Consider the following 1,424-nt stretch of genomic DNA (forward strand, 5'->3'; position numbering starts at 1 on the left):
CGTAATGCTGTTCACTTAAGCGGAGCAGCCTTACGGTCCACCGGAAACCGGGTTTTTGAAATCTTCACCGTCCTTGGCCTTGAAGGCCTTGGGCGGTGATCCAGAAACAACCCTCCAACCCCCGCCCTCAATTCTGCCAATCGTCTCCCTGTGGCTGAAATCGGGTTGGCTGCTGCCATCACGATCAATTGAACAGCAATGTACTGGCAGGCCGGTTTGAAACGGATATCCGACGGTGCTCGACCAAATGCTACTGCCGCCTGACTGGCTTCCCGGCGAATGACGTTGTAAGCCAACAAAAGCCCCCACACCTCCTGATAGACCAAGTCGACTTTTTTGCTGCGCAGAGTCATTGCGTTCTGTTGCATCGAGCTCTTGATGTCCCTGAAGCCCAGCTCGATCTCCCAGCGTTCCTGATAAAGCTTGGCGACGGCCTTGGTGTTATAGGTATCGGCTGGCAACGACGTCATGACGGTCTTTAGCTTGCCCTGAATTTCATAGCTGACTTCACGCGCCTCCCAGTGCGTTGGAAGTGTCGGGTTTCGCTTCCTGGCCTGCGGCGAGACCTTCATGCGCAGCAGGCGATCATGCTCGCTGTAACGGGCTACTTCCTCACAGACCAGTCCCTTTTTTGCCGGGATCAACCAATGACGGTGGGTGCCGGCTCTGTTCAGGCTCGACAGCAGTTCGGCCCCCCAGAACCCTTTGTCGAACAGCGTCACGGAGTGGTCGGGGATCTGCTGTAGGAACTCATCGGCCAAGCGCATTTCACTGCGTCGGTAAGGGCTCAATTGAGCATCCAGGATCACGTGCGAGCGCACATTCATCAGCGCGACCAGACGCAGCATGGGGAACGGAGTCTGGCGGTCGCTCGGGGTGTTTCCCGACCCGAAGTGTTCTCGAAGCTCGGACGTATCCGGGGTACGTAAGAGTGCTCCATCCACCGCGAACACCTGCAGGTCGTGCCAGGCATCACCGTCATAGCGCTCCGCTCCCCATTGGGTCCCGGTCTTGCGGAATAACCACTCAACGGGGTCGGCACCGAGCCGTTTACGAGCTTCGGTTACACCGCTACGAGCCAATAAGTGGTCGGAGGCCAGGCCTTGGGCGCAAATGTTCAAGCGTCTGGCCACCTCGTGAACCGGCTCGTCACGAAACAGCGCCATGCCGAGCACCAGCCAAAGCACTTGATCAGCGGGCAGGCGCCGTCGGCGAATGGTGGCCTGACTGGATAGATCCAGCGCAGACGCTACCCACTCTATGGGGATGTTTTGGGTGAAGGTGCTCAGGTCGCAGAAGTTGAAAAGGTCGCCGAGGTCGAGCAGGTCCTGTTGAACAGACATAAAAAATCCGATGCCAGAGGTCTGGCATCGGATTTTCGGGGAAGCCCGGCTGGGACTCAAATACTTAAGTGAACAGCATTA

General features: G+C 57.4%; 1 protein-coding gene. It reads right to left on the reverse strand.

Annotated elements, in window-relative coordinates; all coding sequences use genetic code 11:
- Positions 1–11: 11 nt before the first annotated feature.
- Positions 12–1,343: an IS4 family transposase gene (locus C7534_RS32215; RefSeq protein ID WP_109788268.1), complete on the reverse strand. Its 1,332-nt coding sequence runs from the start codon at positions 1,341–1,343 to the stop codon at positions 12–14.
- Between the last annotated feature and the right edge of the window lie 81 nt (positions 1,344–1,424).

This window comes from Pseudomonas sp. OV226, from assembly GCF_003148705.1.
Lineage (GTDB): Bacteria > Pseudomonadota > Gammaproteobacteria > Pseudomonadales > Pseudomonadaceae > Aquipseudomonas.

What these genes read in the sequence shown, in the direction of transcription:
- C7534_RS32215 (WP_109788268.1), bottom strand. Translation starts at nt 1,343, where the DNA reads ATGTCTGTTCAACAGGACCTGCTCGACCTCGGCGACCTTTTCAACTTC.